We start from the raw sequence: 26,698 nt of genomic DNA, 5'->3' as shown, positions 1-26,698 counted from the left end.
CCCCGTCCGACGGGGCGGCGGCAAAGGTCCCGGCAACCGTTAGTCTGGAGGGCGTGGCAGTCGTCGACGTATCCGAAGCACTGAAGTCCCTCACCTCGACCATGGAGTCGATCGAGGCCGTCCTGGACCTCGAGAAGCTGAGGGCCGAGATCGCCGTGCTCGAAGAGCAGGCGGCGGACCCGGCCCTGTGGAGCGACACCGAGAACGCCCAGCGGGTGACCAGCAAGCTGTCCCTGCTCCAGGCGCAGGTCCGCAAGGTGGAGGAGCTGCACGGCCGGATCGACGACCTCGGGGTCCTGTTCGAGCTGGCCGAGGCCGAGGACGACGCGGACACGCGCACCGAGGCCGAGAGCGAGCTCCAGGCCGTCCAGAAGGCCGTGGACGAACTGGAGGTCCGCACCCTCCTGTCCGGCGAGTACGACCCCCGCGAGGCGATGATCAGCGTTCGCGCGGAGGCCGGCGGCGTGGACGCCGCCGACTTCGCCGAGCAGCTCATGCGCATGTACCTGCGCTGGGCCGAGCGCAAGGGCTACCCGACCGAGGTCCTGGACACCTCGTACGCCGAGGAGGCGGGCATCAAGTCCGCCACCTTCTCCGTCAAGGCCCCCTACGCCTACGGCACCCTCTCCGTGGAGCAGGGCACCCACCGCATGGTGCGCATCTCGCCCTACGACAACCAGGGCCGCCGCCAGACGTCCTTCGCGGGCGTCGAGGTGATGCCGGTGGTCGAGCAGACCGACCACATCGAGATCCCCGAGAACGAGATCCGCGTCGACGTCTTCCGCTCCTCCGGTCCCGGCGGCCAGTCGGTCAACACCACCGACTCCGCGGTCCGGATGACGCACATCCCGACCGGCATCGTCGTCTCCTGCCAGAACGAGAAGTCCCAGATCCAGAACCGCGCCGCCGCCATGCGCGTCCTCCAGGCACGCCTTCTGGCGCACCGCCGGGCGGAGGAGCAGGCCAAGATGGACGCCCTCAAGAGCGACGGCGGCAACTCCTGGGGCAACCAGATGCGTTCGTACGTCCTGCAGCCGTACCAGATGGTCAAGGACCTGCGCACCGAGCACGAGGTCGGCAACCCCCAGTCCGTCCTCGACGGCGACATCGACGGCTTCCTGGAGGCCGGTATCCGCTGGCGCAAGCAGCAGGAGCAGCAGAACGCCGGCTGACCCGCGGCGGGCCCGCCGGGTCGGGCTCTCCCCGGAAGATCCCCCTCCTGTGTGTCGGTTCTGTCACAACCCGGTCCGCCGGAGTCCCAACTACCCGCCCAGCGTGGACATTTCGGGTTGGCCCGGCTTGACGGCGGTGTCGGGCCTGGGAAAGCATTCTGGCCGGCACGCGCGTGTTCGGGGCGCGTAGGTACGGGGGTGGACAGAGCCCGACCGCTGATCGGTCGCCGGCTCGGCACGACGGACCCCGGCACGCAGGAAGCTCCGCACGGCTGCCCCATTGACGAAGACCACTACTGGGGGTAGTTGGCATATGACAAATTCCAGGACGCGAGTGCGCGTCGCGCGGGTCGCCGCCGGTGCGGTGTTCCTCGCGGGTGTGTCGCTGACGGCCGTCGGCACGGCCTCGGCCGTCACCGGCGACGCCGACGGAGGCCAGACCCAGGGTCAGACCGAAGGCCAGACCGAGGGCGGCGGGAACGGCGGCGGTGACACCGACGGCGCCAACGGCGGTGGCGATGACGAGGGAGTCATCCAGGGAGTCGTCGAGGGCCTGACCGAGGGTTCGACCTCGGAGGGCGCCACCTCCGAGGGGGCGACCAGCGAGGGTGCCACGAGTGAGGGTGGCACCTCCGAGGGAGCGACCAGCGAGGGTTCGACCTCGGAGGGCGCCACCTCCGAGGGCGGCACCTCCGAGGGTTCCACCAGCGAGGGCGCCACCTCCGAGGGCTCCACCAGCGAGGGCGGCACCAGCAACGGTTCCACGAGTGGCAACGGCGGCTCGACCGGCGGCACCGGCGGTTCCGCCGGTGGCCCGGGCACCGCCACCACCGGCGGCACCGGCGGCGAGGACGGTGGCCCGAACACCTGCATCCTCGACGAGTCCACCGTGGACTGCGGCCCCGACACCGACTCCGTCGGCACCAGGCCGATCAGCCAGGAGAAGCCGAAGGAGGAGCTGGCCGAGACCGGCGCCGCCGAGACGACCTTCCTGCTGGTCGGCGCGGCCACGATGATCGCCGGTGGTATCGGCTTCCGCCTGATGCCGCGCATGGTGAACCGCAACACCGTCGCCTGAGCGAACGGCGCGGCGCCGCACACGCGTAACGGCGTGTGACGGCATACGGGAACAGCGCACACGAGGAGCCCGGGACGCATCCGGCGTCCCGGGCTCCTCGTACGTCTCGGGTGCCCAGCAGGCCTCGTGGGCCACGCGGTGGCGTACGCGCCCGCGCGCGGCGCCGCGACGCGCCCTACACGGCGGCCTGGCGGGCCAGCAGGGCCACGGCGATCAGGGTCAGCAGCAGCGCCGCCAGCGCGGCCGGGGAAAGGGAACCCAGGGAGAACGGCCCGTTCTCCCGGTGCAGCCGCTCACGGTGCGCGCGGCACACCGGGCAACGGCCCTCGCTCACCGGCCCTGCGCAGTTGGCGCACACCAGTCGGTCGCACGTCATGCGATGTCCTCCTCATGGAACACCAACGACACCGGGCGGTCCTCTGTTCCCGCTTCCGCCTCCGCGGGCCGGAAGCTCTGCCTCCACTGTGCCAGCACCGGGGCCGGAGCGCAGAAAGTCGTGGCCAATGCCTGGTTTGCGCCTGATGCGCAGCCGGACAAAACCCCCAACCGCGGACGCGGACTGCGGCCCTCGCGCGGATTCGCGTAGGGTCACCACACCGACGGGGATCCACTCCGCGGTTTCCGCTGCCCCTACCCAGGTCGACGTGGTGTAAATCCGTGATCCGATTCGACAACGTCTCGAAGTTCTACCCCAAGCAGAACCGCCCCGCCCTCCGCGACGTGTCGCTGGAGGTCGAACGCGGCGAGTTCGTCTTCCTGGTGGGCTCCTCCGGCTCCGGCAAGTCCACCTTCCTGCGGCTGATCCTGCGGGAGGAGCGCACCAGCCACGGGCAGGTGCACGTCCTCGGCAAGGACCTCGCCCGCCTGTCCAACTGGAAGGTGCCGCACATGCGCCGCCAGATCGGCACGGTCTTCCAGGACTTCCGGCTGCTCCCCAACAAGACGGTGGGGGAGAACGTCGCCTTCGCCCTGGAGGTGATCGGCCGGTCGCGCGGCGACATCCGCAAGTCCGTTCCCCAGGTGCTCGATCTGGTCGGTCTGGCGGGCAAGGAGGACCGGATGCCCGGCGAGCTGTCCGGCGGTGAGCAGCAGCGGGTGGCCATCGCCCGCGCGTTCGTCAACAAGCCGAAGCTGCTGATCGCCGACGAGCCCACCGGCAACCTCGACCCGCAGACCTCGGTCGGCATCATGAAGCTGCTGGACCGGATCAACCGCACCGGGGCGACCGTGGTCATGGCCACCCACGACCAGCAGATCGTCGACCAGATGCGCAAGCGCGTGATCGAACTAGAAAAGGGCCGTCTCGTGCGCGACCAGTCGCGCGGTGTCTACGGCTACCAGCACTGAAAGGACGCCATGCGCGCCCAGTTCGTACTGTCGGAGATCGGCGTCGGTCTCCGCCGCAACCTCACGATGACCTTCGCGGTGATCGTCTCCGTCGCCCTGTCGCTGGCCCTGCTCGGCGGTGCGCTGCTCGCCCGTGAACAGGTGAACAGCATGAAGGGGTTCTGGTACGACAAGGTCCAGGTGTCGATCTACCTCTGCAACGAGAACGACGCCGACTCCGACCCCAACTGCGCCAAGGGAGCGGTCACCGCGCAGCAGAAGCGCCAGATCAAGGCGGACCTCGACAAGCTGGACATAGTCGAGACGGTCTACCACGAGTCCGCCGAGCAGGCGTACAAGCACTACCGGGAGCAGTTCAAGGACTCCCCGCTGGCCGACTCGCTGACCCCGGACCAGATGCAGGAGTCCTACCGGGTCAAGCTGAAGGACCCGACCAAGTTCGAGGTCATCAGCACCGCCTTCTCCGGCCGCGACGGCGTCCAGGAGGTCCAGGACCAGCGGAACCTGCTGGAGAACCTCTTCCGGATGCTGGAGGGCATGAACTTCGCGGCGCTCGGGCTGATGGGGCTGATGCTGGTCGTGGCCCTGCTGCTGATCGTCAACACCGTGCGGGTGGCGGCGTTCAGCAGGCGCAGGGAGACGGGGATCATGAGACTGGTGGGCGCGTCCAGTTTCTACATCCAGATGCCGTTCATCGCGGAGGCCGCGTTCGCCGGGCTGCTGGGCGCGGTCGGCGCCACGGTGCTGCTGGTGGTCGGCCGTTACTTCCTCATCGACGCCGGCCTGTCGCTGGCCGAGCAGATGCCGCTGATCGACTTCATCGGCTGGGAGGCGCTGCTCAAGGTGCTCCCGCTGGTGTTCGTGGTCGGTGTGCTGATGCCGGCGCTGGCCGCCTTCATCACGCTGCGTAAGTATCTGAAGGTGTGATGTGACCGCGTTCCGGGAGCGCCCGGGGGCCGTTCAAACGCCCCCGGGCGCGCTCGGTGTGTGACGAAGGACGCCGCGGCCGTTCGTGCGACCTCCCGTGCGGCGCCCGCCCGTGTCCTAGACTCCGCAGCATGTCGGGTACGTCGAAGTTCGTCCCCCACGGTTCCGCCAGGGCCGCGGCCCCGGCCCTGGAAGGCGGGCGCCGTTCCCGGCGCATCCTCCGGGGGACGGGGCTGACCCTGGTCTTCGTGGCCGTACTGGGGGCCGGGGCCGTCACCGAATCATGGGGAGACGTCACCGAGGGTGACACATCGTCCGCGAGCCCGGAACCGGTCGGTGAGGGGGCGGAGAGAGGGGCCCCGCCGCACGACACCGCACACGGCGCCGCGCACGACGCCGAGGAACTGGTCAGCCGCAGCGGGGACCGCTGGGCCGCCGCGTACACCGCCCGCGAGTACGAGGGCCTGAGGCAGTCCCTGGACGGCCGGTACGTCGGCGTGGGCGTCTCCGTGCGCCGTACGGGTGCCGACCGGATCGAGATCGCCCGCGTCCAGCCCGGCAGCCCCGCCGCGGAGGCGGGCGTACGCGCCGGGGACCGGCTGGTCACCGTCGACGGCACCAGCGCCGAGGGCCGCCCCGTCACCGATGTGGTGGCCCTGCTGCGCGGCGGCGCGCCGGGGGAGGGCGCCCCGCCCGGCAGCCGTGTCGTCCTCGGCCTGAGCCGCGGGAGCCTGCGCTGGGAGGAGGGGCTGGAGCGGGCCCGGCTCAGCGTCGAGACCGTCACCGTCACCACTGTGGGCGCGGGCGCCTCCGGCGCGCCGGAGGAGCCGGGCGATCCGGCCGCCGGCGCCGCCCGCGTCAGGATCGACTCGTTCACCCGGGGCACGGGGGAGCAGTTGCGGCGCGCGGTGGAGGACCTTCCCCCGGGTGGGGGGATCCTGCTCGACCTGCGCGGCAACTCCGGCGGTCTGGTCGCCGAGGCCGCCGAGGCCGCCTCCGTCTTCCTCGACGGCGGTCTGGTGGCCACCTACGGGGACGGCGAGACCGAGCGCGCGCTGTACGCCGAGCCCGGGGGGAACACCGCGTCCCCCCTGGTGGTGCTGGTCGACGGCGGCACGATGAGCGCCGCCGAACTCCTGGCCGGCGCCCTCCAGGACCGAGGCCGGGCGGTCGTCGTCGGCACCCGCACCTTCGGCAAGGGCTCGGTCCAGGAGCCGAGGGAGCAGCCGGACGGCTCGGTCGCCGAGCTGACCGTCGGCCACTACACCACCCCCGGCGGACGGACCTTCGAGGAGGAGGGGCTGCGGCCGGACCTGGAGGTGCTGCCGGGGCAGGACGCGCAGGAGGAGGCCCGCACGGTATTGAGTGGCCTCGCCACCCGGTCGTAGTGGAACAATGGCGGTGCTATGGCTAAAGAGACGGGGCGCAAACTCATCGCGCAGAACAAGAAGGCGCGGCACGACTACCTCATCCTCGACACCTACGAGTGCGGGCTGGTGCTGACCGGCACCGAGGTGAAGTCGCTGCGGCAGGGGCGGGCGTCTCTGGTGGACGGCTTCGCCCAGCTCGACGGCGGTGAGGCGTGGCTGCACAACGTGCACATCCCCGAGTACAGCCAGGGGACGTGGACCAACCACAGCGCGCGGCGCAGGCGGAAGCTGCTGATGCACCGCGCCGAGATCGACAAGCTGATCGGCAAGCTCCAGGAGTCGGGCCTGACGCTGGTCCCGCTCCAGCTGTACTTCAAGGACGGCCGCGCCAAGGTCGAGATCGCGCTGGCGCGCGGCAAGAAGGAGTACGACAAGCGGCAGACGCTGCGGGAGAAGCAGGACCGCCGCGAGGCCGAGCGCGCGGTCTCGGCGGCCCGCCGGCGCCGGCGGGCCTGACGGCCGCCGCCCGGGCCGGGGCGGCCGGGCCGTCCGGGGGCCGTCGGGGAACAACCCCGGCCGGGGCGCTGTTGGACCGCGTGTACGGGATGTACGGGGACCGCGTGGTCCGGTCGGCGGCTCCCCGCCGGGGAATACGCTGGCAGCCCTGCGCGTTGACCCGTACAATGGCACCAGCGCCGCCCGGTTCAGGCCGGGCGAGCTTGTCAAATGAACATGGGGATGATCGGTTTCGACAGCGGCTGTTGAAGCAGGGGAAGCGAGCCGAGGAACGCGGCAATGATCTCGTTAACCATGTGCCGCAAAAAAATAATCGCCAACACCAAGCGCGATTCCTTCGCCCTCGCTGCCTGATCAGCGACTCGCGAAGTGTCAGCCCAGGGGCGTTCCCGCCCTGGATCCTGGCATCAGCTAGGGAACTTCACCGTTAACCCCGGTCACGGGGGTTGGCGGGACATCAAACAGTGACTGGGCCCGTCGGCGGCTTGTCCGCGTGACCGCCGGGGCCGAGAAAATCACAGTGGACTGCGCTCGGAGAAGCCCTGGTTCTGCACCGTTGGACGCGGGTTCGATTCCCGCCATCTCCACTCACCCCATGTGGGCCGAAGGCCCCGCCGTCCCAGGACGGCGGGGCCTTCGGCATGTCCCGGGCCGGGCGGGCGGCCGGGCGGATGGACCACGGTTCAGCGCTTTCCGGCCGCCGTGGCCGCCGTGGCCGCCGTGGTGGTCGCGGTCATCGCGGTCAGAGCCACGACGGTCGCGACGGTGGCCGCCGCCGGGAGTACCGCGTACCCCCACGAGCCGCCCAGGTGCTCCGCCGCCCAGCCGCCCACCGCCGAACCGGCGGCCACACCGCCCAGCAGGGCGGTGACGGCCAGGGTCATGCCCTCGTTCAGCCGTCCGGGCGGGGTCAGCCGCTGGACCAGGGTCATGCCTGTGACCATCGCGGGGGCCGTCGCCATCCCGGCGACCAGCAGCGCGGGGGCCAGCACCAGCAGGCTGCCGGTGGTCGAGGCGAGCAGCGGCAGCGTCATCAGAACGGCCATCGAGCCCACGCAGACCGCGAAGCGCCGCCCCGGCGGTCCCGTCGGGCGCAGGGCGCCGAAGGCGAGTCCGGCCGCGCCCGAGCCCAGGGCCTGGAGGGCGAGTACGGCGCCCGCCGCGCCCTTGTGGCCCAGCTCGTCGGCGTACGCCACGGTCACCACCTCCAGGGCGCCGAAGACGGCCCCGGTGGCGAGGAAGACGGCCAGCAGCCTCGGCAGGCCCGGGGTGCGCAGCAGGGCGGTCGCACGGGCGGCGCCGTCGTGCGGTGCGACGGGCGGCTCGGTGCGGCGCTGGGCGGCGAACAGCAGGACGCCGCCCAGCAGCAGGACGGTGGCGGTCAGGGTGCCGGCCTCGGGGAAGAGCGAGACGCACAGGAAGGTGGCCAGCACCGGGCCGAGCATGAAGCACAGCTCGTCCAGGGCCTGTTCGAAGGAGTTGGCGGTGTGCCGCGCGGCCTCGGCCTCCGGCGAGGCGCCGCGGTACAGGTGCGCCCAGCGGGCCCGGGCCATGCCGCCGGTGTTGGGGGCGGTGGAGCCGGCCGCGTAGGCGGCGAACAGCGTCCAGTCGGGGGCGTCGTACCGCACGCACAGCAGCAGCGTCAGCGAGGCGGCCGCGGACAGGCAGACCGCGGGGACGGCGATCCGGGCCTGCCCGTGGCGGTCCACCAGCCGTGCGACCAGCGGCGCCAGGACGGCGGTGGCGACCAGCCCGGTGGCGGTGACGGCTCCGGCCAGGGCGTACGAGCCGCGGGTGGTGGCGATCATGATGACCGCGCTGATGCTCAGCATTCCCATCGGCAGCCGGGCGAGGAAGCCGGCGAGGGCGAACGCCCGTGTCCCCGTGGGCGTGAACAGTTTCGTGTAGGGCGTGAACCAGTGGGTGCGCGCGGGGCGGTCCCCGCGCTCGGCGGGCCTGCCGCGCAAGGCGGCGGCCGGCTCGCCGAGCTCCGCCGCGGGCGGTGGGACGGGCGCGGGTCCGGTGGGCGAGTTCGGCATGTACACACCCTGGGCCGGGCGTCTGTGAGGTGTCCAACACTTTGTGGCTGGTCATTGACGCGTCTGTGTTGTCACCATGGGGCGTGCCCCGAGACACCGACCCCCGGCTGCTGCGTGCCTTCGTCGCCGTCGCCGACGAGCTGAACTTCACCCGTGCCGCCGCCCGGGTGTTCGTCGCCCAGCAGTCCCTGAGCCGCGACATAAGGCGGCTGGAGGAACAGCTCGGCACCGTGCTGTTCGTCCGTACGACCCGGCGGGTGTCCCTGACCCCGGAGGGGGAGCGGCTGCTGCCGTACGCCCAGCGCGTGCTGGCGGCGCACGACGAGCTGAACGCCGCGGCCGTACGCGAGGAGCGCCCCCTGATCGTCGACGTGGGCGCCCCGGCCTCCACCGGGCAGCGGGTGCTGGACGAGGCCCGGCGGCTGGCGCCCGACCTGGAGTTCGTCGCCCGCTACCACAGCGGACTGATCGGAGCCGCCGCGGAGATCTCCGGCGGACGGCTGGACGTCTCCTTCGGCCGGGTCGCCGGGCTGGACCCGGCCGCGCTGGGCGGGCTCGACCACCGTCTGATCCGCTACGAGAAGGTGGCCGTGCTGCTGCCGGAGGGGCACCGGCTGGCCCGGCTGCCCAGGGTGCCGCTGGACGCGCTGGCGGGGGAGGTCCTGTACGCGGGGGCCGGCAACCCCGAGACCGCGGAGTGGACCGACTACGCCCGCCGCCTCTTCGCGGGCCGCGGGATAGAGCTCGCCGCTCCCTTTCCCAAGATCGAGGGGGAGGCGGAGTTCGGCCGGGTCGTCCGCAGGCGCGGCTGGTCGGTGCTGGCCAGCGAGGTCTTCGCCACGGTGCCGGGCATGGTGCTGCGTCCGCTGGTGGATCCCGTGCCGCTCTCCCCGGTCTCGATGGTCTGGCGGCGCGGCCTGCGTCACCCGGGAGCGGACGCGCTCCGGGCGGCGGCGCGGCGGCTGGCGGAGGCGGGGCGCTGGCGGGAGCGGCCCCACGGCTCCTGGCTGCCGGAGCCGGACGCGCGTGTGCTGGGGGTGGCCGCACCGTCCGTGCGCTGATCCCGCCACGGTGCCCGGCCGGGTACCGGAGCGGAGCGGACGGTCGTCCCACCGGAGTACCGGAGCGCCGTCGGGGTCTCCTGTGAGCGGGTGAAACCGTACCGGGGCGGCGGCGGCCCGGCACGGCCGGGTGCAGCCGGTCACTCCCGAACTCCCCTCGCGCACGGCCCTGTTGAGCGCCGCTGGGCGGCGCGGGCGAGGGGCGGCGCCACCCGCGCCGCCCAGGCCCCGGATTCCTCCCCCCGACCCTTGGTCAGCATTTGTCCGTTTATGGGATATTTTCTTGGCGAGGGGTGCCGGGGAAGAACGGAGCACGGCCGGTGTCATGCACCGGCCCTTTCGCATGTGGTGCCCGGCGCGCGTGAAGAACCAGAGGAGGTGTTCCTGAATGGCGTGTGCTGACCCAGTGGCCGGCGGCCACCGCGGGAGACCGGTCTTCGTGGACGCGACCGGCAGACGCGGGCGCGTGCTGCGGCTCCTCGGCTGGTCGTTCGGAACCCTGTGCGGAGGCTGCGTGGCCGTACTGGCCGTCGCCCTGACGGGAGGCAGCCCCGCGGTCGCCGACAGGCCCGCGCCCGGCGGTGCCACCGCGGAGGCCGGGCTCCCCGCCCTCCTGGCCGACACCCAGGGCTTCGGCGCACGGAGGCACTGGGGCGGCCACGAAGGCCCGGCCATGCGCTGGACCGGGAGCGGGGGAGCCGCCATCGACTGGTCGGTGGGAACCGTGAGCGACACCGCGACGACCGCCCCGCTTCCCGCCGGGGGGACCTCTCCATGACCCTGGAGGGACACCGGCGCGGTCTTCCGCGCCCGCGCCGGCGCGGAAGACCGCGCAGGCTGCTGGTCCTGCCGCTGCTGCTGACCGCCTTCACCGTGCTGATGCTGCGCGGCTACGTGCACAGCGAGTTCCTCGCGGACCACCGGGTACGGCCCGAGGCCCCCTCCGACCGGGTCCCCGGAGAGGTCCGCGAGGGCGGCCCGGTCGTGGACGCCGCCGGCCCGCGCCCGGCCGGTCACCGGGTGCCCGACCACATGATCGTGCTCACCTTCGACGACGGCCCGGACCCGGTGTGGACGCCGAAGGTGCTGGACAAACTGGCCGAGCACGACGCGCGCGCGGTCTTCTTCGTGACCGGCGCCATGGCCGCCCGCCACCCCGGGCTGGTCAGGCGGATGGTGGCGGAGGGCCACGAGATCGGCCTGCACACCTTCAACCACCCCGACCTGTCCTACCAGTCGGAGTCCCGCATCGACTGGGAGCTGGCGCAGAACCAGCTGGCCCTGGCCGGCGCGGCCGGGGTGCGGACCTACCTGTTCCGGCCGCCGTACTCCTCGCACGCGCACGCCCTGGACAACGAGTCCTGGCCGGTCGTCCGGTACGTCGGCGGCCGCGGCTACATCACCGTCCTCAACGACACCGACAGCAAGGACTGGGCGCGCCCGGGAGTGGACGAGATCGTCCGCCGGGCCGTTCCGGAGGAGGCCGGCGCCGGCGCCGTGGTGCTGATGCACGACGCCGGCGGCGACCGCTCGCAGACCGTGGCCGCCCTGGACCGGCTGCTGCCGGAGCTGAAAGCGCGCGGCTACGCGTTCACCAACCTCACCGAGGCGCTGAGGGCCCCCAGCGCCCTCACCCCCGTCAGCGGTCCCGAACTGTGGAAGGGCAGGTTCTTCGTCTTCGCCGTCGGCGTCGCGGAGCGGGCGACGTCCCTGTTCATCGGGGCGCTGACGGTGGTCGGCCTCCTGGTCTTCGCCCGCCTCGGGCTGATGCTGCTCCTGGCCAGGGTGCACGGCCGCGCCGCGCGCCGGAGAGCCGCCCTGGCCCCGGAGCCGGTCACCCGGCCCGTCAGCGTGGTGGTCCCGGCGTACAACGAGGCCGAGTGCATCGCGGGCACCGTGCGCTCCCTGGTCGCCGGGGAACACCGGATGGAGGTCGTCGTCGTCGACGACGGCTCCCGCGACGCGACGGCCGACATCGTCGAGGGCCTGCGGCTGCCGGACGTACGGGTGGTCAGGCAGGCCAACGCGGGCAAGCCCGCCGCCCTCAACAACGGCATCGCCCACGCCTCGCACGACATCATCGTGATGGTGGACGGCGACACCGTCTTCGAGCCCTCCACCATCCGCGAACTGGTGCAGCCCTTCGCCGACCCGGCGGTCGGGGCCGTCGCCGGCAACGCCAAGGTCGGCAACCGCGACACCCTCATCGGGGCCTGGCAGCACATCGAGTACGTGATGGGCTTCAGCCTGGAGCGGCGGATGTACGACGTGCTGCGCTGCATGCCCACGGTCCCCGGAGCGGTGGGCGCCTTCCGCCGCGAGGCGCTGGAGCGCGTCGGCGGCGTCAGCGACGACACCCTCGCGGAGGACACCGACCTCACCATGGCCGTCCACCGCGACGGCTGGCGGGTGGTCTACGCGGAGAACGCCCGCGCCTGGACCGAGGCGCCCGAAACCGTCCGGCAGCTGTGGTCCCAGCGCTACCGCTGGAGCTACGGCACCATGCAGGCGATGTGGAAGCACCGCCGGGCGGTGCTGGAGCGCGGCCCCTCGGGACGCTTCGGCCGTGTCGGACTGCTGTTCATCTCGCTGTTCACCGTCCTGATGCCGCTGCTCGCCCCGCTGATCGACGTGTTCCTCCTCTACGGCCTGCTCTTCGGGCCGGCGCAGCGGACGGCGGCGGTCTGGCTGGGCGTCCTGGCCGTCCAGGCGGCGTGCGCCGCGTACGCCTTCCGGCTGGACCGCGAACCCCTGACCCATCTGGTCTCGCTGCCGCTGCAGCAGATCCTCCACCGGCAGCTGATGTACCTGGTACTGCTGCGCTCCTGGGCCACCGCGCTCACCGGCGGCCGGCTGCGCTGGCAGAAACTGCGCCGCACCGGCGCCGTCGACTCCGCCCCCGTGGGCATCGCGAAACCCCGTCACACGCAAGGGAGCACCACCGTATGACCGAGACGGCGACCCCCTCCCCGGCACAGCCCCCGGGCGCGGGCACGGGCGCGGGAAGCCGTGCGCCGGGAGCCGGGCGCGACCGCTACCTCGACCTGCTGCGCACCCTCGCGCTGCTGCGCGTGGTGCTCTACCACACCTTCGCCTGGGGCTGGCTGACGTTCCTCTTCCCGTCGATGGGCGTGATGTTCGCGCTGGCCGGCGCGCTGATGGCCCGCTCCCTGGCACGCCCCGGATCCGCCCTCGGGGTGCTGCGCGGCAGGATCCGGCGCCTGCTGCTGCCGCTGTGGCTGTACGGCCTGGTGGTCCTCGGCGTGCTGTTCGCGCAGGAATGGCGGCCGGCCAGAGGGGAGGAGGCCGCCCTGTGGTGGCTGAAGCTCGCCTTCTGGGTGGTGCCCGTGGGCACCCCGCCCTTCCCGATGCGCATCGGCGAGGACGGCGGGATGCTGGACGCGGGCTGGGCCCAGCAGGCAGCCGGCCCCCTGTGGTACCTGCGCGCCTACTTCTGGTTCGTGCTGCTCTCCCCGCTGCTGCTGAAGGCGTTCCGCGCACTGCCGTGGGCCACCCTGCTCGCCCCGCTCGGCCTGACCGCCGTCGTCGGCACGGGCCTGGTGGAGATCCCCGGCGCCACGGGCGAGGCGGTGCGGGACTTCGCGGTCTACGGCGCCTGCTGGGTGCTCGGCTTCGCCCACCACGACGGGGTGCTCTACCGCATCCCCAGGTACTTCGCGCCCTCGGTCGGCCCGGTCTTCATGGGTGTGGGCCTGTGGTGGAGCGCCCGTCACCCGGGCCCGGACGGCTGGAACCTGGGCGACATCCCCCTGGGCCAGGCCCTGTGGTCCTTCGGGTACTGCGTCCTGCTGTTCCAGGTCAGCCCCGCCTGGCGGCGGCTGCCCGAACGGCTCCGGCGCTTCGACGGCACGATCACGCTGGCCAACAACCGGGCGGTGTCGGTCTACCTGTGGCACGAGATCGCCCTGATCGCCACCGTGCCCCTGATCGACCTGCTGTGGAGGATCCCGGCCGTATGGCGCTCCCCCGCCCTCTCCGGGCTGCTGGAGAACTTCTACCCGGTGCTGATGTTCCTGCTCGTCTGGCCGCTGCTCGCCGTGCTCGTGGCGGCCTTCGGCTGGGCCGAGGACCTCGCCGCCCGGCGCCGGCCCCGGCTGTGGCCCTACGGCCCGTACCGCCGGGAGGGCGCGGGCCGTAAGGAGGACGCGGGCCGTAAGGAGGGCGGCGTGAGGGCGGTCCCGGGCGCGCGCGGGGCGGTCGGCGAGGGCTCACACAGGCCCTGATCCCCGGGTGAGAGCAAGGTTGCGCGGAGGTCACCTGGCGGCACCGGGGTGAAACGCGCCGTCCATAGCGTCGGGAGCCGACACCCGAGGCTGTGGAGGCGCCATGACCGCTCCGACGACCGCTCCGAAGACCGCACCCGAAGTCCCCGAAGTCCCCGGGGTGTCCGATGCGTCGGACGGGTCCGGGGCGTCCGGGAGGGGGCGCTGGATCGAGCACTGGGACCCGGAGGACGAGGGCTTCTGGGAGAGGACGGGCCGCCGCGTCGCCCGCCGCAACCTCGTGCTGTCGGTGGTCTCCGAACACATCGGCTTCTCCGTGTGGAGCATGTTCTCGGTCCTCGCCCTGTTCATGGGCCCCGAGTACGGCATCGACCCGGCGGGGAAGTTCTTCCTGGTCGCCGTCGCCTCACTGGTCGGCGCCGCGCTGCGGGTGCCCTACGGCTTCGCGGTCGCCCGTTTCGGCGGCCGCAACTGGACGGTGGTCAGCGCCGCGATGCTGCTGGCGCCCACCACCGCCCTGCTGGTGGTCATGGAACCGGGCACCTCGTACACCACCTTCATGCTGGTGGCGATCCTCACCGGGGTCGGCGGCGCCAACTTCGCCTCCTCCATGACCAACATCAACAGCTTCTACCCGCTGCGCCTGAAAGGCTGGGCCCTGGGAATGAACGCGGGCGGCGGCAACATCGGCGTCGCCGTCGTCCAGCTCGCCGGCCTGCTGACCATCGCCGTCGCCGGAGCCGAGCGGCCCAGGCTGCTGCTCGCCGCCTATCTGCCGCTGATCGTCGTCGCCACCGTGCTCAGCGCGCGGCACATGGACAACCTCACGTCCGTGCGGAACGACACGGGCGCGGCGAGGGAGGCGGCACGCGACCGCCACACCTGGATCATGTCGTTCCTCTACATCGGCACCTTCGGCTCCTTCATCGGCTACGGCTTCGCCTTCGGCCTGGTGCTCCAGAGCCAGTTCGGCCGCACCCCCCTCCAGGCCGCCTCGCTCACCTTCATCGGCCCGCTGCTGGGCTCGCTGGTCCGCCCCGTCGGCGGCCGGCTCGCCGACCGGCTGGGCGGCGCGCGGGTCACCCTGTGGAACTTCGGGGCCATGACGGGCGCGGCCGGCATCGTCGTGGCCGCGTCGGTGCGGGAGTCGCTGCCGCTGTTCATCACGGGCTTCGTCGTCCTGTTCGTCCTCACCGGACTGGGCAACGGCTCGGCCTTCAAGATGATCCCGGGGATCTTCCGGGCCAGGGCCCGTGAGGCGGGCCTGACGGGGGAGGCGGCCGTCGTCCGAGCCCGGCGGCTGTCGGGCGCGTCCATGGCGCTGATCGGGGCGGTCGGCGGGTTCGGCGGGGTGGGCATCAACATGGCCCTGCGCCAGTCCTTCGTCGAGTCCGGCACCGGCACCGGGGCCTTCGCCGTCTTCCTCGGCTACTACGTGGTGTGTGCGGTGGTCACCTGGGCCGTATACATGCGGCGGGGGGTGAGGGTCTGAGGGGGCGGGTGCGGGTGCGTGCGGGGGGCGGGGCCGGTCCGGGGCGGACGTTCCGGACGGCATGATTTACGGGCCTGGACGTGCACCGCTCTCTGGAACTCCCATTGCCCGCAAATCACTCCCCTGGCCTCCGGCATGGGGGACCCCAGAGTGTCCGGAACATCCGCCCCTCCCCGTCCCCTCCCGCCGTCGCCCGGCTGCGGGTGGGCAGCTTCTGCCCGGTTTTCTTCCGCCGTCGTCCGGGTGCGGGTCAGGTCCCGGGTGTGGGAGGGGCCGCTCCCGGCCGCGGGTGCGGAGCTGGGGTGTAACACCGGGGAAACCGGGGGGAACCGGGAGCGTCATGCATTCTTGTCAGGCTCGGTTTCCCACAACGACTGCGGACGAGGAGCCCATGCACCGGGTCGGACCACTGGAAGGCTTCACCGTCGGTGTCACCGCGGCCCGGCGCGCCGACGAACTGGGCGCCCTGCTGGAGCGGCGCGGCGCGGCGGTGGTGCACGCGCCGGCCCTGCGCATCGTGCCGCTGGCCGACGACGGCGAGCTGCTCGGTGCCACCGAGGCGCTGATCGGCCGCGCCCCCGACACGGTGGTGGCCACCACCGCCATCGGCTTCCGCGGCTGGGTGGAGGCGGCCGAGGGCTGGGGGCTGGGGGAGGAGCTGCGGAGTGTGCTGGGCGGGGTGGAACTGCTCGCCCGCGGCCCCAAGGTGCGCGGCGCGGTACGGGCCGCCGGGCTGACCGAGGCGTGGTCGCCGCCGTCGGAGTCGCTGGCCGAGGTCCTGGACCGGCTGCTGGCCGAGGGCGTCGCCGGGCGGCGGATCGCCGTCCAGCTCCACGGCGAGCCGCTGCCCGGCTTCGTCGAGGCGTTGTCCGAGGCGGGGGCGGAGGTCGTCGGCGTGCCCGTCTACCGGTGGCTGCCGCCGGAGGACATCGCCCCGCTGGACCGGCTGACCGACGCCGTGCGGGCCCGCTCGGTGGACGCGGTCACCTTCACCTCCGCCCCCGCCGCCGCCTCGCTGCTGGAGCGCGCGGAACGGCGGGGGGTGCGGGAGGGGGTGCTGGAGGCGCTGCGGGGGGATGTGCTGGTCGCCTGCGTGGGGCCGGTCACCGCACTGCCGCTGGCCGCGCACGACGTGCCGGTGGTGCGGCCCGAGCGCTTCCGGATCGGGCCGCTCGTCCAGCTGCTGTGCCGCGAGCTGCCCGCCCGCGCGCGGGTTCTGCCCGTGGCCGGGCGGCGGCTGGAGATCCGCGGCCACGCGGCGGTCGTGGACGGCGAGCTGCGGCCCGTACCGCCGGCCGGGATGGCGCTGCTGCGGGCCCTGGCCCGGCGGCCCGGCTGGGTGGTCTCCCGCGCCGACCTGCTGCGCGCCCTGCCCGGCGCGGGGCGTGACGAGCACGCGGTGGAGACGGCGGTGGCACGGCTGCGTTCGGCGCTGGGCGCGCCCCGGATGATCCAGACGGTGGTCAAGCGCGGCTACCGGCTCGCCTTCGATCCGGCGGAGGGGAGGTCCGAGTCGTGAGGCGGGAGCGCCGGGGGCGTGTTGCCGGGAGCCGGGACAGGGGGAGGGGGACGCCGCGCGCTCGCCCGCGCCGTCCGCCGGGTGGCGGCCGACTGTGAGGGCCCGGCGGCGTGCGCGCCGCGATCCTCTGGCGTACGGTTGACGGCTGCCCTGAGTACAGCAGAAGGGGGCCGTGCGTTGGGAGCGCAGGAGACAGTGCCGTCGGTTCCGGGGACCGCCGCCGCCGGCGGCGCCGGCGACGGGCACGAGGTGCACGACGGCGTACGGGAGCGGGAGATCCGCGGGGAGCAGGAGCATCTCGACCGGGTCTACCGGCGCCTCGGGGAGAAGATCCACGAGGCGGAGTTCCTCATGGCGGACGCCGCCAAACGCGCCCAGGTCGGCACGCCGGGGGCGCTCGCCGAGCGGGACGCGCAGGTCTTCCGTGCCGGTGTGCACCTCAACCGGCTCAACAGCGAGTTCGAGGACTTCCTCTTCGGCCGGATCGACCTGCTGCGGGGCAAGGACGGCGTACGCGGACCCGACGGCGCGTACACCTCCGTCGAACCGGCCGACGACGCCGTGCGCGACGGCGGCGCCCTCGCCGACATCGCCGAGACCCTGCACATCGGCCGGCTCGGCGTGCTCGACGCCGACTACACCCCGCTGGTCATCGACTGGCGCGCCCCGGCCGCCGCGCCCTTCTACCGGGCCACTCCGGTGGCGCCGGGCCGGGTGGTGCGGCGGCGGGTGATCCGCAGCCGGGGCCGCCGTGTACTGGGTGTGGAGGACGACCTGCTGCGCCCGGAGCTGACGGCGTACCTGGACGGCGAGGAACTGGCCGTGGTCGGCGACGGGGCCCTGATGGCGGCGCTGGGCCGCTCCCGCGGCCACACCATGCGCGACATCGTCGCCTCCATCCAGGCGGAGCAGGACGAGGTGATCCGGGCCCCCGCCGTCTCCGTCACCGAGGTCGAGGGCGGCCCCGGCACGGGCAAGACGGCCGTCGCGCTGCACCGCGCCGCGTACCTGCTCTACCAGGACCGGCGGCGCTACGCCGGGGGCATCCTCGTCGTCAGCCCCACCCCGCTGCTGGTGTCCTACACCGAGGGTGTGCTGCCGTCGCTGGGCGAGGAGGGCCAGGTGGCCGTCCGCGCGCTGGGCTCGCTGTTGGAGGGCGCCGAGGCGGGCACCTACGACGAGCAGGCCGTCGCCCGCGTCAAGGGCTCCTCCCGCATGGTGCGGGTGCTGCGCAGGGCGGCGCGCGGCACGCTGGAGCTCGGTGCGCCGGGCTCCGCGGGGGTGCCCGGCCGGCTGCGGGTGGTCGCCCTCGGCACCCGCCTGGAGCTGGACGCCGACGACCTGCGCCGGATCCGCGAGCAGGCCCTCGGCGGCACCGCGCCCGTCAACCTGCTGCGCCCGCGCGCCCGGCGGCTGCTGCTGGACGCGCTGTGGGAGCGCTCGGGGGCGGGCCGCCGCCACACCGACCCGGAGCTGGCGGCCGAAGCCCGCCAGGGGTTCGACGAGGACGTCTCCACCGAGACCGACTTCACCGGCTTCCTGGACGCCTGGTGGCCCGAGCTGACCCCGCGCCGCGTACTGGCGGCCATGGCGGACGAGAAGAGGCTGTCGCGCTGGGCGCGCCGTGTGCTCCAGCCCAGGGAGGTACGGCGGCTGGCACGCTCGCTGGCCCGGCTGGACGCCGGCGGGTCCGGCCCGCTGTCCGTCCACGACGTCGCGCTCCTGGACGAGCTGCGGGTCCTGCTGGGCACCCCCGCCCGCCCGCGCAGGCGGGAGATGGACCCGCTGGACCAGCTCACCGGCCTGGAGGAGCTGAGCACCTACGCCGACCGCCTCGCCGGCCGCGCCGCCCGCGCCGAGCGCCGGGAGGAGGAGGAACGCACCGACTACGCGCACGTCATCGTCGACGAGGCGCAGGACCTCACACCGATGCAGTGGCGGATGGTGGGCCGGCGCGGCCGCCAGGCGACGTGGACGGTGGTCGGCGACCCGGCGCAGAGCTCCTGGTCGGACCAGGAGGAGGCCGCCGCCGCCCGCGACGAGGCGCTGGGCACCCGCCCGCGCCGCCGCTTCGAGCTGACGGTCAACTACCGCAACCCGGCCGAGATCGCCGAGCTGTCCGCCCGGGTACTGGCCCTGGCCATGCCGGGGGTGCGCCCGCCCCGCGCGGTCCGCGCCACGGGCCTGGTGCCGCGCTTCGCCACGGTGACGGGCGGAGCGGGCGGCGCGGACGAGGCGGTGGAGCGGGCGGTGCGCACGGAGGCCGAGCGGCTGCTGGCGGAGGTGGAGGGAACCGTCGGCGTCGTGGTGGCGATGGGCCGCCGCGAGCAGGCCCGCGCCTGGCTGGCCGGACTCGGCGACCGGGTGGTGCCGCTGGGCAGCCTGGAGGCCAAGGGCCTGGAGTACGACGCGACGCTCGTGGTCTCACCCGCGGAGATCGCCGACGAGTCCCCGGCGGGCCTGCGGGTGCTGTACGTGGCGCTGACCCGGGCCACACAGCGGCTGACGATCCTGTCGCGGGAGAAGGACCTGCCGGACGCGGAGGGGGTCCCGGACCTGCTGCGGGAGTGAGGCCCGCGGGTTTCTCCGATCGCCGGGGCCGAACGGAATCACCTTCGCCGATCGTTTGTTAGCCTGGCTGTGGCACCGGCCCGATCCAAGCCCCCGGGCCCAACCTTCGTCGCTTCGAGCGACCACTTGCCGCGAGGCGAGCATGGCGGGTCGGTGTCACAGACGTGGATCCGAGGGGTCCGCACCGCCGGAAGGCGGTGCGGACCCCTCGTCCGTGCGCGCGGGGCCCGGCGCCCGCCGCGTGCGGCGTGTCACACGGTGGACCGCGCCGCGCGGTCCATGGCGGAAACGCTTTCCGACCTCCGGAACCGGTTACCTGCTACCGGTCGGTAGGTGCGACGATCGGGTGACGCGATCCGGCGATGAGGCCGGATGCGCGGCACAGCACCACGGAAAGCAGAGGAACCCGGCCATGGCAACGGCGCCCAGCGTCTCGTACTCGATGACCATCCGCCTGGAGGTGCCCGCCGGAGGCGCGGCGGTCAGCCAGCTCACCACGGCCGTGGAGTCCTCCGGCGGCTCGGTCATCGGCCTCGACGTCACCGCCTCCGGCCACGAGCGGCTGCGCATCGACGTCACGATCGCGGCCTCCTCCACCGCGCACGCCGACGAGATCGTCGCCAAGCTGCGGGAGGTCGAGGGCATCGCCATCGGCAAGGTCTCCGACCGGACTTTCCTGATGCACCTGGGCGGCAAGATCGAGATGGCCTCCAAGCACCCCATTCGCAACCGTGACGACCTCTCCATGATCTACACGCCCGGTGTGGCCCGGGTCTGCACCCAGATCGCGGCCAACCCCGAGGACGCCCGCCGGCTGACCATCAAGCGCAACTCCGTCGCCGTCGTCACCGACGGCTCGGCCGTGCTGGGCCTGGGCAACATCGGGCCCAAGGCCGCGCTGCCGGTCATGGAGGGCAAGGCGGCCCTCTTCAAGCGCTTCGCCGGCATCGACGCCTGGCCGCTGTGCCTGGACACCCAGGACACGGACGCCATCGTCGAGATCGTCAAGGCCGTCGCCCCCGGCTTCGCGGGCATCAACCTGGAGGACATCTCCGCGCCCCGCTGCTTCGAGATCGAGGCGCGGCTGCGCGAGGCGCTGGACATCCCCGTCTTCCACGACGACCAGCACGGCACCGCCATCGTGGTACTGGCCGCGCTGACCAACGCGCTGCGCGTCGTCGGCAAGCACGTCGAGGACGTGCGGGTGGTGATGTCCGGCGCCGGGGCCGCCGGCACGGCCATCCTCAAACTGCTGCTGGCCGCCGGAGTGAAGCACGCGGTGGTCGCCGACATCCACGGCGTGGTGCACTCCGGGCGCGCGGACCTGGTGGACGCCGCCCCCGACTCGCCGCTGTGCTGGATCGCCGACAACACCAACCCCGAGGGCGTCACCGGCACGCTGAAGGAGGCCGTCGTCGGCGCCGACGTCTTCATCGGCGTCTCCGCCCCGGACGTCCTCGGCGCCGAGGACGTGGCGGCGATGGCCGACGGCGCCATCGTCTTCGCGCTCGCCAACCCCGACCCGGAGGTGGACCCGGCGGTCGCCCGCCGGACCGCCGCGGTGGTGGCCACCGGCCGTTCGGACTTCCCCAACCAGATCAACAACGTGCTGGTCTTCCCCGGCGTCTTCCGGGGCCTGCTCGACGCCCAGTCGCGCACGGTCAACGAGGAGATGATGCTGGCCGCGGCGCGGGCGCTGGCCGACGTGGTGCACGAGGACGAACTGAACGCGAACTACATCATCCCGAGCGTCTTCAACGACAGGGTCGCGGGCGCGGTCGCCGGAGCGGTGCGGGAGGCCGCCATCGCGGCCGGTGAGTCTGTGACGACCGCCACGGTGCCCTGACCGCATGGGACCGGCGCGTCGGGGGCATCCCACCCGGATGGCCCCTTAGGGTGGCGAAAGCCGCACCAAGGGTGGCTACGGAGTGTGATCGTAGCGTGTCACGGGCGTCCCCCGGGTGATGCCGCAGGGCGCCGGATTGGCATTACCACCGCAGGTGGGGGCAGGATGCTCCCCCGAGGGCTGCGTCCTGGGGGCGCCCCCGCGGACGCAGAAGGTCTGGCAGCAGACCCGGGTCCGGGGACTGTCCGAGGGCCCTGGCAGCATCGGCTTCGATCTCATGCCTCACAGGCAAGAAAAACACGGGAGTACGAATTATGAACCGCAGTGAGCTGGTGGCAGCGCTGTCCGAGCGCGCCCAGGTGACCCGCAAGGACGCCGACGCTGTGCTGGCCGCGTTCGCCGAGACCGTCGGCGAGGTCGTCGCCAAGGGCGACGAGAAGGTCACCATCCCCGGCTTCCTGACCTTCGAGCGCACCCACCGTGCCGCTCGCACCGCGCGCAACCCGCAGACCGGCGACCCGATCGAGATCCCCGCCGGTTACAGCGTGAAGGTCTCCGCGGGCTCCAAGCTGAAGGAGGCCGCCAAGGGCAAGTGAGCCCTGGCGCGGCACCACACAGGCGCATGCACGAGGGCGGTCACCCCGAAAGGGGTGACCGCCCTCCGCGTTGCCCGGGCCCGGCCCGCGAGCCGGGGGCCGGTGGGGGTCAGGCGGGCAGTTCCACGCGCGCGCCCAGCGCCGGCAGCTTCTCCATGCTGTGCTGTCCCGGGGGACCACCCCCGGACCCCCGGCCGGGGGCCGATGGGGGTCAGGCGGGCAGTTCCACACGCGCGCCCAGCGCCGGCAGCTTCTCCATGAAGTTCTCGTAGCCCCGGTTGATCAGGTCTATCCCGTGGACCCTGGAGGTCCCCTGGGCCGCCAGGGCGGCGATCAGGTACGAGAAGCCGCCGCGGAGGTCCGGGATGACCAGATCGGCCCCCTGGAGCTTCGTGGGGCCGGACACGACCGCCGAGTGGAGGAAGTTGCGCTGGCCGAAGCGGCACGGCATGCCGCCCAGGCACTCGCGGTAGAGCTGGATGTGCGCACCCATCTGGTTGAGGGCGGAGGTGAAGCCCAGCCGCGACTCGTACACCGTCTCGTGGACGATCGACAGGCCCGACGCCTGGGTCAGGGCCACCACCAGCGGCTGCTGCCAGTCGGTCTGGAAACCGGGGTGGACGTCCGTCTCCAGGGCGATGGCCTTGAGCGCGCCGCCGGGGTGCCAGAAGCGGATGCCGTCGTCGGCGACCTCGAACTCGCCGCCCACCTTGCGGTAGGTGTTGAGGAACGTCATCATCTCGCGCTGGCTGGCGCCGCGCACGTACACGCTGCCCTCGGTCGCCAGCGCCGCGCTCGCCCAGGAGGCGGCCTCCAGGCGGTCGGGCAGGGCACGGTGGTTGTAGCCGCCGAGCTTGTCCACACCGGTGATGCGGATCGTCCGGTCGGTGTCCATGGAGATGATCGCGCCCATCTTCTGCAGTACGCAGATGAGGTCCTCGATCTCCGGCTCCACGGCGGCGTTGGAGAGTTCGGTCACGCCCTCGGCCAGCACGGCCGTCAGCAGGACCTGCTCGGTGGAGCCGACCGACGGGTACGGCAGCTTGATCTTGCAGCCGCGCAGCCGCTGCGGGGCCTCCAGGTACTGGCCGTCGGCGCGCTTCTCGATCGTCGCGCCGAACTCGCGCAGCACGTCGAAGTGGAAGTTCACCGGGCGTCCGCCGATGTCGCAGCCGCCCAGGCCGGGGATGAAGGCATGGCCCAGACGGTGCAGCAGGGGGCCGCAGAAGAGGATCGGGATGCGGGAGGAGCCCGCGTGGGCGTCGATGTCGGCGACGTTGGCGCTCTCCACGTGGGAGGGGTCGAGCACCAGCTCACCGGATTCCTCGCCCTTGCTCACGGTGACGCCGTGAAGTTCGAGCAGGCCCCGGACGACCCGCACGTCGCGGATCTCGGGGACGTTGCGCAGCCGGCTCGGTTCGCTGCCGAGCAGTGCGGCGACCATGGCCTTGGGCACGAGGTTCTTCGCGCCCCGGACTCTGATCTCGCCCTCCAGCGGTGTGCCGCCGTGGACAAGGAGTACGTCGTCGGTGCCGGTCATGGGCCTCGCGTTCCAGGATGAAGAAGAGCAGGGGCACAGGGAATGGTAATGGCCCCGCACCCGGGCCGTATCCGTCCGTCCGGGGTGCGGACGGGGCCGGGGGCCGGCGGGCGCCTCCCGCACCGGCGCCGGGCCGCGTCCGATCGCACACCGTTTCCGGGCCGCTGCGCGGTGTTGTCCGGGATTCGGGCCCCCGTCCGGGCCCGGAGTGGGGGATCATTGGGACATGACCGAGGTGACCTCGCTCACCGGGCGGCTGCTCGTCGCGACGCCGGCGCTGACCGACCCGAACTTCGACCGTGCGGTGGTGCTGCTCCTCGACCACGACGAGGAGGGCTCGCTCGGCATCGTCCTCAACCGGCCGACACCCGTGGACGTCGGCGACGTGCTGGAGCCCTGGGCCGCGCTGGCGGGTGAGCCGGGGGTGGTCTTCCAGGGCGGACCCGTCTCGCTGGACGCGGCGCTCGGGGTGGCCGTCATACCGGGGAGCGAGGGCCCGCTGGGGTGGCGGCGGGTGCACGGGGCCATCGGCCTGGTGGACCTGGAGGCGCCGCCCGAGCTGCTGGCCGCGGAGCTGGGCTCGCTGCGGATCTTCGCCGGCTACGCCGGCTGGGGGCCGGGCCAGCTGGAGAACGAGCTGGAGGAGGGCGCCTGGTACGTGGTGGAGTCCGAGCCCGGCGACGTCTTCGCGCCCGAGCCGGAGCGGCTGTGGCGGTCCGTGCTGCGCCGCCAGCGCAGCGAGCTGGCGATGGTGGCCACCTATCCCGACGATCCCTCGCTGAACTAGCGGCCCGGCCCGCTGCTCCGGGCGGGGCGGGTCCGGGTGCCCGCGGGGGCGGTCGCAGTACCCTTGGGGCCCATGAGCACTCCTGAGCCCGAGCGCGGGACGGGCACCGGCACCCTCGTCGAGCCCACCCCGCAGGTGTCCCACGGCGATGGCGACCACGAGCGCTTCGCCCACTACGTCCAGAAGGACAAGATCATGGCCAGCGCGCTCGACGGGACCCCCGTCGTCGCGCTCTGCGGCAAGGTCTGGGTCCCGGGGCGCGACCCCAAGAAGTACCCGGTCTGCCCCATGTGCAAGGAGATCTACGAGTCCATGGGAGCCGGCGGCGACAAGGGCAAGGACGGCGGCGGCAAGAAGTGACGCCGCCCTCCGTCGGCCCCGCCTCCTGCCCCGTCCGGCCCTGATCCGCCCCGCACAGGGTCCGTCACTCCTCCAGCGGCCCCCGGAACGCACCCCGGTGCGTTCCGGGGGCCGCCGTGCGTCACGGGCAGGTGTCGGGGACCGGCCGGGGCGTCTTGTCGGCCGCCCCGGGTTGCCCTACCCTCCTGCGCAGTTGTGCATGACGAAACGGGTGTTGCGCAGAATGCAACGCCACTTCTTCAAGGCCGCCCGGGAGCGGGACGCCGAGGACGAGGGCACGCGCCGACGGCTCGCGCGGCCCGCGGAACACACGAGGAGAACCGGGCATGTACGAGCCCGATCTGGTCCCCCTGCCGCGCTCCGTCGAGGACGGCGGCGGACAACTGGCGCTCGACGAGCGGACGGCGCTCGACGCCGGCCCCGGCACCGGGCGGGCCGCCCACTGGCTGCGCACCGTCCTCGCCGCGGCCACCGGCCTGCCCCTGCCACCGGCGGGCCGGGACGGCGGAGGCGGCGGGGAGGGCGCGGGCGGTGGCCGCGGCGCCGTCGTGAGGCTGCGCGTGGACGAGGCGGTCGCCGCCGAACTCGGCCCCGAGGGCTACCGGCTGGACGTGACCGGCGGCGGCGCCGAGATCCGCGGCGGCGCGGCCCCCGGCGTCTTCTGGGGCGCCCAGACGCTGCGGCAGCTCCTCGGCCCCGCCGCGTACCGCCGCGCGCCGCTGCCCGGCCGCACCTGGTCGCTGCCCCGCGTCCGGGTGGCCGACGCGCCCCGCTTCGCCTGGCGCGGCTTCATGCTGGACACCGCCCGGCACTTCACGCCCAAGGAGGGCGTACTGCGCTGGATCGACCTGCTGGCCGCGCACAAACTCAACGTGCTGCACCTGCATCTGACGGACGACCAGGGATGGCGCCTGGAGATCGGGCGCTTCCCCCGGCTCACCGAGGTCGGCGCATGGCGCCGGCGCACGAGGCTGGGGCACCGGGCCTCCCCGCTGTGGGACATGCGCCCGCACGGCGGCTTCTACACCCACGACGACATCCGGGAGATCGTCGCCCACGCCGCCGGGCGGCACATCACCGTCGTCCCCGAGATCGATCTGCCCGGCCACTCGCAGGCGGCGATCGCCGCCTACCCGGAGCTGGGCAACGCCGACGCCCGGGAGGGGGCTCCCGGGGTGTGGGACGACTGGGGCGTCAGCCCCGAGGTCCTGGCCCCCACCGAGGACGTACTCCGCTTCTACGAGGGGGTGTTCGAGGAGGTGCTGGAGCTGTTCCCGGGCGAGTTCGTGCACATCGGCGGCGACGAGTGCCCCGCGGACCAGTGGCGGCGCTCGCCGGCCGCGCGGGCGCGGGCCGAACTGCTCGGCCTGGACGGTGTGGACGCCCTCCACGGCTGGTTCGTGAGGCACTTCGACCGCTGGCTGGCCGAACGCGGGCGCCGCCTGGTGGGGTGGGACGAGATCCTGGGCGCCGGCGCGGACGGCGAGAACGGCGCGGACCGCACCGGCGGCACGGCCGGCGCGGGCACCGGGCTCGGCCCCGGCGCGGTGGTCTCCTCCTGGCGGGGCCGCGCGGGCGCGGTCGCCGCCGCACGGGCCGGGCGCGACGTGGTGATGTGCCCCGAGCAGGAGGTCTACCTCGACCACCGGCAGGACGGCGGCGAGGACGAGCCGGTGCCCATCGGGTACGTGCGCACCCTGCGCGACGTGTACGGCTTTGACCCCGTGCCGCCCGAACTCGCCGGCACCGGCGCGGCGGAGCACGTCCTCGGCGCGCAGGCCAACCTGTGGACGGAGGTCGTGGACGACCAGCGGCGCGCCGACTACCAGGCCTTCCCGCGCCTGGCCGCCTTCGCCGAGGCGGTGTGGTCGGGGCCGGCAGCCCGGGACGGGGCGGACGGCCCCGGGGGCTTCGGGAGGCGGTTCGGGGACTTCGAGCGGCGGATGGCCACCGCCCACTACGCACGCCTCGACGCGCTGGGCGTGGCCTACCGGCCGCCGTCCGGGCCGCACCCGTGGCAGCGCCGCCCCGGCATCGCGGGACGGCCGTTCCAGGAGCCGCCGCGGATGTCCTGAGGGACGGCCACCGAGCATCCCCGGCCCACCCCGCCCGGACTTCCGGGCCGAGCCCCGGACCACTCCAAGGCGGTGCCCGAAACGGTCCTTATAAAGTAGTACAAGGTCTCCCAGGAGTGGCAAGGCACCTGTGTCGGTGACAACCGCCGAAAGCGGGC

At 73.2% G+C, this 26,698-nt stretch carries 21 protein-coding genes and 1 other RNA gene; 19 read left to right on the top strand and 3 right to left on the bottom strand.

The window, feature by feature from the left end; translation table 11 throughout:
- Positions 1-53 precede the first annotated feature (53 nt).
- Together prfB and ACW69E_RS01825 are read left to right on the top strand one after the other, a co-directional pair.
- Positions 54-1,172 (top strand): peptide chain release factor 2, encoded by a 1,119-nt coding sequence (gene prfB, locus ACW69E_RS01830; protein WP_457496379.1) that lies wholly within the window; start codon positions 54-56, stop codon positions 1,170-1,172.
- A 313-nt stretch (positions 1,173-1,485) separates the two neighbouring features.
- Positions 1,486-2,250: a hypothetical protein gene (locus tag ACW69E_RS01825; protein ID WP_457496378.1), complete on the top strand. Its 765-nt coding sequence runs from the start codon at positions 1,486-1,488 to the stop codon at positions 2,248-2,250.
- 175 nt (positions 2,251-2,425) lie between these two features.
- Here the strand turns inward: ACW69E_RS01825 and ACW69E_RS01820 are convergent, their stop codons facing one another.
- Entirely contained in the window at positions 2,426-2,626 is a 201-nt protein-coding gene (locus ACW69E_RS01820; RefSeq protein ID WP_206348324.1) for a hypothetical protein, read from the bottom strand.
- 281 nt (positions 2,627-2,907) lie between these two features.
- On the opposite strand from ACW69E_RS01820, the gene ftsE reads away from it, so the two are divergent.
- The 5 genes from ftsE to ssrA all read left to right on the top strand — a co-directional run bounded on the left by ftsE (position 2,908) and on the right by ssrA (position 7,000).
- Entirely contained in the window at positions 2,908-3,597 is a 690-nt protein-coding gene (ftsE, locus tag ACW69E_RS01815; protein ID WP_457496377.1) for a cell division ATP-binding protein FtsE, read from the top strand.
- Between the two features lie 9 nt (positions 3,598-3,606).
- The gene (gene ftsX, locus ACW69E_RS01810) at positions 3,607-4,524 is read left to right on the top strand and encodes a permease-like cell division protein FtsX (RefSeq protein WP_237879715.1); all 918 of its coding nucleotides are present in this window, start codon (positions 3,607-3,609) and stop codon (positions 4,522-4,524) included.
- Between the two features lie 131 nt (positions 4,525-4,655).
- The gene (locus tag ACW69E_RS01805) at positions 4,656-5,912 is read left to right on the top strand and encodes a S41 family peptidase (RefSeq protein ID WP_457496376.1); all 1,257 of its coding nucleotides are present in this window, start codon (positions 4,656-4,658) and stop codon (positions 5,910-5,912) included.
- A gap of 18 nt (positions 5,913-5,930) precedes the next feature.
- The gene (smpB, locus tag ACW69E_RS01800; RefSeq protein WP_457496375.1) at positions 5,931-6,410 is read left to right on the top strand and encodes an SsrA-binding protein SmpB; all 480 of its coding nucleotides are present in this window, start codon (positions 5,931-5,933) and stop codon (positions 6,408-6,410) included.
- 218 nt (positions 6,411-6,628) lie between these two features.
- Positions 6,629-7,000, top strand: a transfer-messenger RNA (tmRNA) gene (gene ssrA / locus ACW69E_RS01795).
- Between the two features lie 93 nt (positions 7,001-7,093).
- Here the strand turns inward: ssrA and ACW69E_RS01790 are convergent.
- Positions 7,094-8,449, bottom strand: a complete 1,356-nt coding sequence (locus tag ACW69E_RS01790) for an MFS transporter (RefSeq protein ID WP_457496374.1) — start codon at positions 8,447-8,449, stop codon at positions 7,094-7,096.
- A gap of 83 nt (positions 8,450-8,532) precedes the next feature.
- Between ACW69E_RS01790 and ACW69E_RS01785 the strand changes: the two genes are divergently transcribed.
- From ACW69E_RS01785 to ACW69E_RS01745, 9 genes are all read left to right on the top strand, one after another.
- Positions 8,533-9,510, top strand: coding sequence for a LysR family transcriptional regulator (locus ACW69E_RS01785; protein ID WP_457496373.1), 978 nt, complete (start codon positions 8,533-8,535; stop codon positions 9,508-9,510).
- 388 nt (positions 9,511-9,898) lie between these two features.
- Positions 9,899-10,288 carry a hypothetical protein gene (locus tag ACW69E_RS01780; protein ID WP_457496372.1) on the top strand — a complete coding sequence of 130 codons (390 nt, stop codon included), beginning with the start codon at positions 9,899-9,901 and terminating at the stop codon, positions 10,286-10,288.
- Complete coding sequence (locus ACW69E_RS01775; RefSeq protein ID WP_457496371.1) at positions 10,285-12,459, top strand: glycosyltransferase; 2,175 nt, start codon at positions 10,285-10,287, stop codon at positions 12,457-12,459. Before ACW69E_RS01780 ends, ACW69E_RS01775 begins: the two co-directional genes overlap by 4 nt.
- Positions 12,456-13,754, top strand: coding sequence for an acyltransferase family protein (locus ACW69E_RS01770; RefSeq protein ID WP_457496370.1), 1,299 nt, complete (start codon positions 12,456-12,458; stop codon positions 13,752-13,754). The genes ACW69E_RS01775 and ACW69E_RS01770 overlap by 4 nt, the downstream gene beginning before the upstream one ends.
- Before the next feature lie 103 nt (positions 13,755-13,857).
- Positions 13,858-15,246, top strand: a complete 1,389-nt coding sequence (locus ACW69E_RS01765; protein ID WP_457496369.1) for a nitrate/nitrite transporter — start codon at positions 13,858-13,860, stop codon at positions 15,244-15,246.
- A 391-nt stretch (positions 15,247-15,637) separates the two neighbouring features.
- The gene (locus ACW69E_RS01760; RefSeq protein WP_457496368.1) at positions 15,638-16,765 is read left to right on the top strand and encodes a uroporphyrinogen-III synthase; all 1,128 of its coding nucleotides are present in this window, start codon (positions 15,638-15,640) and stop codon (positions 16,763-16,765) included.
- Positions 16,766-16,960: 195 nt separating this feature from the next.
- Positions 16,961-19,336, top strand: a complete 2,376-nt coding sequence (locus ACW69E_RS01755; RefSeq protein WP_457496404.1) for a HelD family protein — start codon at positions 16,961-16,963, stop codon at positions 19,334-19,336.
- A gap of 412 nt (positions 19,337-19,748) precedes the next feature.
- Complete coding sequence (locus tag ACW69E_RS01750; protein WP_457496367.1) at positions 19,749-21,182, top strand: malic enzyme-like NAD(P)-binding protein; 1,434 nt, start codon at positions 19,749-19,751, stop codon at positions 21,180-21,182.
- A 314-nt stretch (positions 21,183-21,496) separates the two neighbouring features.
- Complete coding sequence (locus ACW69E_RS01745) at positions 21,497-21,778, top strand: HU family DNA-binding protein (RefSeq protein ID WP_093654109.1); 282 nt, start codon at positions 21,497-21,499, stop codon at positions 21,776-21,778.
- Positions 21,779-21,989: 211 nt separating this feature from the next.
- On the opposite strand, the gene murA is transcribed toward ACW69E_RS01745, so the two are convergent.
- Positions 21,990-23,318 (bottom strand): UDP-N-acetylglucosamine 1-carboxyvinyltransferase, encoded by a 1,329-nt coding sequence (gene murA, locus ACW69E_RS01740; RefSeq protein WP_457496366.1) that lies wholly within the window; start codon positions 23,316-23,318, stop codon positions 21,990-21,992.
- Positions 23,319-23,544: 226 nt separating this feature from the next.
- On the opposite strand from murA, the gene ACW69E_RS01735 reads away from it, so the two are divergent.
- From ACW69E_RS01735 to ACW69E_RS01725, 3 genes are all read left to right on the top strand, one after another.
- Complete coding sequence (locus ACW69E_RS01735) at positions 23,545-24,105, top strand: YqgE/AlgH family protein (RefSeq protein ID WP_206348337.1); 561 nt, start codon at positions 23,545-23,547, stop codon at positions 24,103-24,105.
- A gap of 72 nt (positions 24,106-24,177) precedes the next feature.
- Positions 24,178-24,465, top strand: a complete 288-nt coding sequence (locus tag ACW69E_RS01730; protein ID WP_093654114.1) for a DUF3039 domain-containing protein — start codon at positions 24,178-24,180, stop codon at positions 24,463-24,465.
- Positions 24,466-24,791: 326 nt separating this feature from the next.
- Positions 24,792-26,540 (top strand): beta-N-acetylhexosaminidase, encoded by a 1,749-nt coding sequence (locus ACW69E_RS01725; protein WP_457496365.1) that lies wholly within the window; start codon positions 24,792-24,794, stop codon positions 26,538-26,540.
- Positions 26,541-26,698: the final 158 nt, after the last annotated feature.

It is taken from the genome of Streptomyces sp. SS8, from assembly GCF_054072955.1.
The sequence above is the reverse complement of the archived record's forward strand: the minus strand, read 5'-3'. Positions and strand labels throughout refer to the sequence as shown.

Excerpts from the sequence above, each read along its gene's own strand:
- ACW69E_RS01820 (WP_206348324.1), bottom strand. The coding sequence starts at position 2,626 with ATGACGTGCGACCGACTGGTGTGCGCCAACTGCGCAGGGCCGGTGAGC.
- ACW69E_RS01780 (WP_457496372.1), top strand. The coding sequence starts at position 9,899 with ATGGCGTGTGCTGACCCAGTGGCCGGCGGCCACCGCGGGAGACCGGTC.
- ACW69E_RS01750 (WP_457496367.1), top strand. The coding sequence starts at position 19,749 with ATGGCAACGGCGCCCAGCGTCTCGTACTCGATGACCATCCGCCTGGAG.
- ACW69E_RS01825 (WP_457496378.1), top strand. The coding sequence starts at position 1,486 with ATGACAAATTCCAGGACGCGAGTGCGCGTCGCGCGGGTCGCCGCCGGT.
- ACW69E_RS01735 (WP_206348337.1), top strand. The coding sequence starts at position 23,545 with ATGACCGAGGTGACCTCGCTCACCGGGCGGCTGCTCGTCGCGACGCCG.
- murA (WP_457496366.1), bottom strand. The coding sequence starts at position 23,318 with ATGACCGGCACCGACGACGTACTCCTTGTCCACGGCGGCACACCGCTG.
- ACW69E_RS01805 (WP_457496376.1), top strand. The coding sequence starts at position 4,656 with ATGTCGGGTACGTCGAAGTTCGTCCCCCACGGTTCCGCCAGGGCCGCG.
- ACW69E_RS01730 (WP_093654114.1), top strand. The coding sequence starts at position 24,178 with ATGAGCACTCCTGAGCCCGAGCGCGGGACGGGCACCGGCACCCTCGTC.
- ACW69E_RS01775 (WP_457496371.1), top strand. The coding sequence starts at position 10,285 with ATGACCCTGGAGGGACACCGGCGCGGTCTTCCGCGCCCGCGCCGGCGC.
- ACW69E_RS01745 (WP_093654109.1), top strand. The coding sequence starts at position 21,497 with ATGAACCGCAGTGAGCTGGTGGCAGCGCTGTCCGAGCGCGCCCAGGTG.
- ACW69E_RS01790 (WP_457496374.1), bottom strand. The coding sequence starts at position 8,449 with ATGCCGAACTCGCCCACCGGACCCGCGCCCGTCCCACCGCCCGCGGCG.
- ACW69E_RS01725 (WP_457496365.1), top strand. The coding sequence starts at position 24,792 with ATGTACGAGCCCGATCTGGTCCCCCTGCCGCGCTCCGTCGAGGACGGC.
- ACW69E_RS01760 (WP_457496368.1), top strand. The coding sequence starts at position 15,638 with ATGCACCGGGTCGGACCACTGGAAGGCTTCACCGTCGGTGTCACCGCG.
- smpB (WP_457496375.1), top strand. The coding sequence starts at position 5,931 with ATGGCTAAAGAGACGGGGCGCAAACTCATCGCGCAGAACAAGAAGGCG.
- ACW69E_RS01765 (WP_457496369.1), top strand. The coding sequence starts at position 13,858 with ATGACCGCTCCGACGACCGCTCCGAAGACCGCACCCGAAGTCCCCGAA.
- ftsX (WP_237879715.1), top strand. The coding sequence starts at position 3,607 with ATGCGCGCCCAGTTCGTACTGTCGGAGATCGGCGTCGGTCTCCGCCGC.
- ACW69E_RS01770 (WP_457496370.1), top strand. The coding sequence starts at position 12,456 with ATGACCGAGACGGCGACCCCCTCCCCGGCACAGCCCCCGGGCGCGGGC.